Origin of the sequence: Mesorhizobium sp. WSM4887, assembly GCF_029625865.1 — a bacterium.
GTDB lineage: Bacteria > Pseudomonadota > Alphaproteobacteria > Rhizobiales > Rhizobiaceae > Mesorhizobium.
This window is the reverse complement of the sequence record NZ_JARTVP010000055.1, coordinates 1-266: the sequence shown is the minus strand read 5'-3', so window position 1 is coordinate 266 and position 266 is coordinate 1. Positions and strand designations below refer to the sequence as shown.

At 56.0% G+C, this 266-nt stretch carries 1 pseudogene; it reads right to left on the bottom strand.

Going from position 1 to position 266, the window contains the following annotated elements:
* Window positions 1-197 (bottom strand): annotated as a pseudogene (locus P9230_RS32295) (branched-chain amino acid ABC transporter substrate-binding protein); the annotation flags it as partial.
* Between the last annotated feature and the right edge of the window lie 69 nt (window positions 198-266).

Genomic DNA, 266 nt, shown 5'->3' with positions numbered 1-266 from the left:
CCTTCGTCACGTGGCGGCAGGTCGAGCATGGAAAGCGTCAATTGCGGTGCGTAGGCCCGCAAATAGCCTATCTTGATTTCAGTTATCTTTTTTTCCGGCTTCGCCACCGTTTCCTGGCCTGTCGCGTCGGAAACGTTGACGGTCAGGGAAAAAAAGCACAAAAAGGCAGCGAGAGTGCCTGGCACCGCGCTCGTCATCGATAGTAATTACCCATTCTTGCGCAGAGGTTCGACGGTTGCCGGACCCGCGCCAAGTCAAGGTGCCCA